This window comes from Viridibacillus sp. NPDC093762 (assembly GCF_050279675.1).
Classification (GTDB): Bacteria; Bacillota; Bacilli; order Bacillales_A; family Planococcaceae; genus Viridibacillus.
In genome coordinates, this window is record NZ_JBNNUK010000043.1 from 1 (window position 1) to 6,322 (window position 6,322).

Below are 6,322 nucleotides of genomic sequence, written 5' to 3' on the forward strand. Positions count from 1 at the left end.
ACTTGGTGGGCAACCATGGCAATACGCAATATTTAAAGGAGCTTTTCCTATCGGTTATGTTTTAGGTACGGTACTTCTTTTAAAACTACCCAAAACTCCAACGGTCATGTACGTAGGATTGCTTGGTGGAGGATTATCATTCGTTCTTTTATTCTTTGTTCAATCAATTCAATTTGCTTGGTTATGTGAATTAATGGGAGGACTATTATTTCCTCTTTTCAATGCACAAAGTGCTACAATTTTTCAACAAGAAGCTCCTCGGGATCGTTTAACCCAACTAAGTGCTGTTCGTCTCTTTATATTTAGAGTATCCATGCCCGTGGGAATATTATTTGCTTCTTCTGCTTTTTTCGAAATTAGCACTCGCAGCATGTACCTAATTATCGGTTTACTAATTGTACTTCCAGCAACGCTCTTTTTAATTAATTCCGTTAATCACTCAAATAAATCTTATATTAGTATAAAGGACAAATAACAGTCAGCTTTTCTATTAAAGGAGCGTTGTTCCAGGAGAATTAACGCTCTTTTTGATGAACTTTTTGTACTAATGGGGGAGTTTATCTGAATATTCCTTATTCAACTAACGGGAGCTTTACTTGAAGATCATTGAGTTGCGTTTGCAGCTCTTTTTTTCGTTTTTGAACTAACGGGGCAGTTTAGTTCAATAAGAAAAGAAAAGAAAATATGTTAAAATATAGTATAATTAATATGGATTAAAAAAAAGAAAGGAACGAAGTACAATGAATATTGAATGCACTCGATATCGAGTGAAACAAGGTAAAACAGAAAAAGTAAATGAGTGGTTGGCTTTCTTGAATGAAAATATGGAAGATGTACTAGTTACCCTTGAAGGCGAGAGAATGTACGTTGAAACGATTTTTCGAGAAGTATTAAGTGGTGAAGAATATCTTTATTGGTATGCTGTTCAAGGGACAGGTGGAATTGATGTCGATGATTCAGAACATTGGATTGATAAAAAACACATTGAATACTGGGATGAATGTATTGATGAATCCTTTAAACCTGTAAATTTACAAACTGAGGTAGTGATGATTCCTGAAAAAGTACGAAATTCTATGAAGTAAGCACTTCTTAAACTAATGGGTGCTTTACTTGAAGATCATTGAGTTGCATATGCAGCTCTTTTTTCTTTATTGAACTAACGGGGCAGGTTAGTTTAAGAAGTTGCATGTTAAAATAGCGAGAAGAGAAAAAGGTGGATGATGGATTTAATGTACAAACCATTAATTTTAGCGGTGGTGGTAGGGTTATACGTATATATAGCGGGTAAAACTGTATATAGTGGAATTCTAAATTTTGTCATACTTTATATTGTACTTACAATGGTTTCTTTGTTATTTCGAAAAATCGAAAAGAAGAGAAGAGAAGAAGAGTTTAAAGAAGGAGGTTAGTTGAAGATTAAATATGGTGAGCCTTACTATATTGGTTGTTGGGGTCAAATTTTATTTGTAAGATTGTGAAAGAATGTACTTAAACTAACGGGTGCTTTACTTGAAGATCATTGAGTTGCCTAGGCGGCTCTTTTTTCTTTTGAACTAAAGGGGCAGTTTAGTTGAATATGCAGGGATTTTGGGATACACGACGACGTAGTTAGAAATAAGTAGAGTTATGTAACGGAACAGTTCGTGTGTTTAGAATAGGTTTATGATTTTTGTAATAAATTAAATAATAGAACACTTTTATTTATAGGAGGATAAAATGGGAGAAACAAATAGTAAATCTATTGTATCGCTCGTGTTAGGTATATTATCCATATTTTTACCTTTACATTTTATTGGATTAATCCTAGGTATAATCGGGATTATTTTGTCATCTAAAAGTATGAAGGAGATTGACCTTACAAGCGAAAAAGGAAAGGGCTTGGCTATTTCAGGTAAGGTTTGTAGTATCATAGGAATCTGTGTTCAAATTCTTTTAATTTTACTTATAGTTTTATCTATTGCATCAGTTTCACTATTAACGAATTCAGGGAATAATTAAGAAAATAAAATGTTTTCTCTTCAAGTTAATGAGGCTTGACTTCAATATGGAGTTAAGCCTTTTTCTTATAGAACTAACGGAGCAGTTTAGTTCAATAACGTAAAATTTCTAAAAGCAATAAGGGATGATTATAAGTCATCCTTTAACTTCAATATTCACAACAGTCAACATTAGATTGGACAGTCGTTCGAATTATCAATCCCAATCTGAAACTCAGTGGTAAGGGTTATAATATTTCACTTGGAGATACAGTGGGGAAAATGTGATTGTCACGAGATAACGGTACGCAATGTAAGTAGCAAATTGAAAAAAGCAACATATATATAATAAATGACAATTGTATATAACCAATAAGGGGGAGACAGTATTACAATTGTTGGATGGATATTACAAGGTTTGCTTATATTTATGTTTTTAATAGCGGGATTTGGAAAGGTAATAGGTTCTAAAATGCATCGTGAAGCATTTAATCATTGTAAATTACCACAATGGTGTCGGGTAATAACAGGAGTTGTCGAACTTATTGGTGTAGTATTCTTAATCGTTGGTTTTTGGCAATATAATTTTTTAATTGCTGGAGCATTATTACTTGGCGTGGTAGGAATTGGGGGGACCATTACACATATACGTGTAAAGGATGGGTTTAAAGATACTTTTTTAATTGTATTATTGGGAATCATCGCTTTTCTATTACTGTTTATTAAACTCTAGAAATCAAAGCTGTCTTGCTGATAGCCTTTTATTTACATCAAAGTGATGAATAGTCTTCATGAAGTATTAAAAGTAAAGATTGTGAATAAATGTACTTAAACTAACGGGGGCTTTACTTGAAGATCATTGAGTTGCATATGCAGCTCTTTTTTTCTTATTGAACTAAAGGGGCAGTTTAGTTTAAGTGTCGATTTGAAATAAAGTTTAACTGTTTTTAAAAAAGATTTACTGTTTATAAAAAAAATTGCAACGTTTTACCCCTTTAGATTGGATTGTCTAAAGGGGTGTTTTTATGTCTAAGGATAGAACATTCAACGTGATGGACAAACTAATTTCTTTATTGAGAGTTTTAGCCGAGGGATATTCTTACAATATTGTAATTTGAGTATTGACAATGAGTAGTTCGTGGCACATATTAAAAATGACAATAGTGTCATTTTTAATATATAGGAGGTAACTATGCCTAAGGTAAGTCATGAATATGTAATAAGAAAGAAAAATGCCATTTTAGAAGCAGCTTTATCGGTGTGTACAGTTAAGCCGCTCTATGAAATTACGATGAGAGATATAATAAAAGCGTCCGGAGTAAGTCAAGGGGGCATTTATCGCTATTATTCAGATTTAGATGAAATACTTGTTGCGATCATTAATCAAGCTAATGCAAATGCCGACTATAAGCAAGCAGTAGATGCGATCATTGAAAATAGCGATGCTCATAAAGAGACGATCGAAAAGCTGTTTACTTTTCTCGGTGAGTACATTAAAGAAAACTTATCAACGGTTGGAAAAATTCAATTTGAGCTCACAATCTTATTTGCGAACAATCCAGAGAGACAAATGAAAATTTTACCCAACATTACTGAAAACGAAAGCGGACAATACTTGGTGGGGCAAATATTTAATACAATTCATGAGGGAATTTCATTAGGGAGCTTTCAGCCTGAAGTATCACTAGAGGATTTATTTACTTTTATTATGACTTCCATTGATGGAATTGTAAGAGATGTTGTTTTACAAAAATGTTACGGTATGTTCCAAAATGAACAAGCACTTTTTGACGAGATTCGACTAATGGATACTCTATGCAAGTCTGTACAATCATTGTTGGGGTGTAAATAAAAGGAGGGAGCGTAATTGGGGAAAGAGGTAGGAAGGTTTCTATTCTATACATTTTCTTTGTCGTGGATACTTTGGGGCGGTTTAGCAATTTTAACACAATTCAATCTGCTTAAGTTCGGAACTGCATTATCAATAATATTGTTTATTCTTGGTGGTGTTGCACCTGGTATTAGTGAGATTTGGTTAAAAAAGAAGTATAGTTCTAAAGAAGAGTTTAAATCGTTTATTAGTAATATAAAAAATCCTAGATATCCATTAGCATGGTATCTATTTACTGTTGGACTTGCGTTTGCAGCTTGTTTTTTGCCAACTCTTTGGGGTGGAGCATCTATGGAGAACCCCCTATATCTGGCATTAATTAATTTCCCAATCATGATTATTGGAGGTGGATTGGAAGAAATCGGCTGGCGTGGGTATTTACAGCCTACTTTGCAAAAAAGATGGTCGCCATTCACAAGTACGCTCATTGTGGGAGGGGTTTGGGCAATATGGCATTTGCCATTATGGTTTGTGGTTGGTACAAATCAAATGAGCATGAATTTTCTATGGTTTACTCTAATTGCTTTGGCAGTATCTTTTTTAATGACAGTCATTTATTTATCCACTAAAAGTATTTTTCTATGTATTATTTTTCATGCCTTAATTAATTCATTCTGGGAAGTGTATATTCCAGATACAAATGTTTCGTCTGCGTTATTCACGCTTTTGTTTGCCCTGGTTATTTTTACTGCATTTGAAATCTATCGAAAGAAGAATAACAATAAAGCTCATCAATTTCTTCATGGATAACAAGTTTGAAATAATTCAAAATTAACTGTAAATATTATACATACGTTGATGATAATCCTTTATTTAAAAAAATTGCTCGATTGTCTTATTAAACTAACGGGTGCTTTACTTCAAAAAGGAGTAGAGCCTTTTTTTTATTGAACTAACGGGGCAGATTAGTTAAATATGAAAGGGTTTAATTACTTAATTTACCAATTACTAAAGAGGTGGTTTGAAAATGAAGTTGAGAGTGTTCTTTGGTATTTTTCTTATAATTAGTTTGACAGCTTGTTCATCAACCAAACAAACTGTTATTGCGGATGAGGTTATCTTCTATGGCGAGGGAGAACATTGGAATGTCAAGTATATTTACAATCCTGAATTGTATGATGAAAAGAAAGTAAATTGGGTTGAAATCGAATTGAAAGATTTAGAACTATCGCAGGGAGATTTATATGATATTGACATTGAGTTTGAAAGTAGAGATGGGTTAATTACAGGGAATGTAGGAGGTATGAAAACAAAAATTAAAGGTAACGTTATTTCATTTTTAGTTGGTACTGTTAATTTTGAAACATATAAAGAGGATGAATATAAAATTCGGATAAAATTCAAAGATAAACAAGATGTTATAAGGTTGCAGTTATTAAACTAACGGGGGCTTTACTTGAAGATCATTGAGTTGTATATGCAGCTCTTTTTTTCTTTATTGAACTAACGAAGCAGGATAGTTAAAGAACATTTAGGGTACGTTACTTCTAAAAAGGAGTAACCTAAATGAAAAATCTATTCTTAGTTAGTTTGTATACTTTTATATTTTCGTTCAGTCTTTCCATGTTATTAGGAAATCCTGTTTATTCACAAACTACATCTTCAGATAAAATTGAATATTTACATCCTGCAAATAAGGAACAAGTTTTTGAAGAAACTGTAGATGAATTTTACAAGGCATTAAGAGACCTAAAGTATCCTGTACATCAGGAGCTTTATCAAAGATATAAGCAGAAGCCAAAGCAACAGCAAAGACATTTGGATACTGTTCTTTTTAAAGAAATGCCTGATGCATCTTTAAATATTAGAAAAAAGTTATTGTTTAATGAGGTAGAAGGATTAAATTATATAACTTTTGATGGAAATATTCTTCGTCCCTACCCAGGTATAGATATTAACTACCATCAGACTGTTAGCCCTGATAGGCAAGTTTATTTCTTTTATTCCTTTAAAGACACAGAAAAAGAATTTAGAGGTAGATATGCAATTTATGATGTTGAAACAAAAGAAATGGTAGCAGGTGGAGGTACTTATATGCCCAAGCTCCAACTTACAAGGAACACTTACGATAAAGAAGGATAAATTCAGGTGAAATAGCAAAAAGGTTGTGTTCGTCTTGTTCAACTAACGGGTGCTTTACTTCAATAAGGAGTAGAGCCTTTTTCTTCTTCAACTAACGGGGCAAGTTATTCCAAGAAGGAATTCCATTTTATAACGAATTTAATATTAGTTTCGGTAAATCGTATCATAAGTAACTGCAGACTTGCATGATACAAGCCAGATTTTATAACGATAAAATTAAAAGAAGTAATAACTCATTAATAAAGGAATTTAGGCTCAAAGGTAGAAACATAGGTTGGTGTGTCAACACAAAACTGGACAACTTTTATAAGGACTGTTGCTTGAATTCCACCGGTGTTAAATAGCCCAGTGTTCCATGAATTCGAATATT

9 protein-coding genes and 1 pseudogene are annotated in these 6,322 nt (G+C 32.9%); 9 read left to right on the forward strand and 1 reads right to left on the reverse strand.

Translation table 11 applies throughout. The annotated features are described in order from the left end of the window. The 9 genes and pseudogenes from ACQKM9_RS21645 to ACQKM9_RS21685 form a co-directional block, all read left to right on the forward strand. Positions 1–475: pseudogene (locus ACQKM9_RS21645) on the forward strand (MFS transporter); the annotation flags it as partial. Between the two features lie 265 nt (positions 476–740). Next, a complete protein-coding gene (locus ACQKM9_RS21650) occupies positions 741–1,085 on the forward strand; it encodes a DUF6176 family protein (protein WP_427736541.1) in 345 nt (114 codons plus the stop codon). Positions 1,086–1,220: 135 nt separating this feature from the next. Then, the gene (locus ACQKM9_RS21655) at positions 1,221–1,412 is read left to right on the forward strand and encodes a hypothetical protein (RefSeq protein ID WP_427736542.1); all 192 of its coding nucleotides are present in this window, start codon (positions 1,221–1,223) and stop codon (positions 1,410–1,412) included. A 307-nt stretch (positions 1,413–1,719) separates the two neighbouring features. Further along, the gene (locus ACQKM9_RS21660) at positions 1,720–2,001 is read left to right on the forward strand and encodes a DUF4190 domain-containing protein (RefSeq protein WP_427736544.1); all 282 of its coding nucleotides are present in this window, start codon (positions 1,720–1,722) and stop codon (positions 1,999–2,001) included. 384 nt (positions 2,002–2,385) lie between these two features. Then, positions 2,386–2,712 carry a DoxX family protein gene (locus tag ACQKM9_RS21665; protein WP_427736550.1) on the forward strand — a complete coding sequence of 109 codons (327 nt, stop codon included), beginning with the start codon at positions 2,386–2,388 and terminating at the stop codon, positions 2,710–2,712. Between the two features lie 459 nt (positions 2,713–3,171). Continuing rightward, positions 3,172–3,831 (forward strand): TetR/AcrR family transcriptional regulator, encoded by a 660-nt coding sequence (locus ACQKM9_RS21670; protein ID WP_427736545.1) that lies wholly within the window; start codon positions 3,172–3,174, stop codon positions 3,829–3,831. Positions 3,832–3,846: 15 nt separating this feature from the next. Beyond that, the gene (locus ACQKM9_RS21675; RefSeq protein WP_427736547.1) at positions 3,847–4,620 is read left to right on the forward strand and encodes a CPBP family intramembrane glutamic endopeptidase; all 774 of its coding nucleotides are present in this window, start codon (positions 3,847–3,849) and stop codon (positions 4,618–4,620) included. 217 nt (positions 4,621–4,837) lie between these two features. Further along, positions 4,838–5,254, forward strand: coding sequence for a hypothetical protein (locus ACQKM9_RS21680; RefSeq protein ID WP_427736548.1), 417 nt, complete (start codon positions 4,838–4,840; stop codon positions 5,252–5,254). Positions 5,255–5,376: 122 nt separating this feature from the next. Continuing rightward, complete coding sequence (locus ACQKM9_RS21685) at positions 5,377–5,952, forward strand: hypothetical protein (protein WP_427736549.1); 576 nt, start codon at positions 5,377–5,379, stop codon at positions 5,950–5,952. A gap of 304 nt (positions 5,953–6,256) precedes the next feature. On the opposite strand, the gene ACQKM9_RS21690 is transcribed toward ACQKM9_RS21685, so the two are convergent. Continuing rightward, positions 6,257–6,319, reverse strand: a complete 63-nt coding sequence (locus tag ACQKM9_RS21690; protein ID WP_427417267.1) for a hypothetical protein — start codon at positions 6,317–6,319, stop codon at positions 6,257–6,259. Positions 6,320–6,322 lie beyond the last annotated feature (3 nt).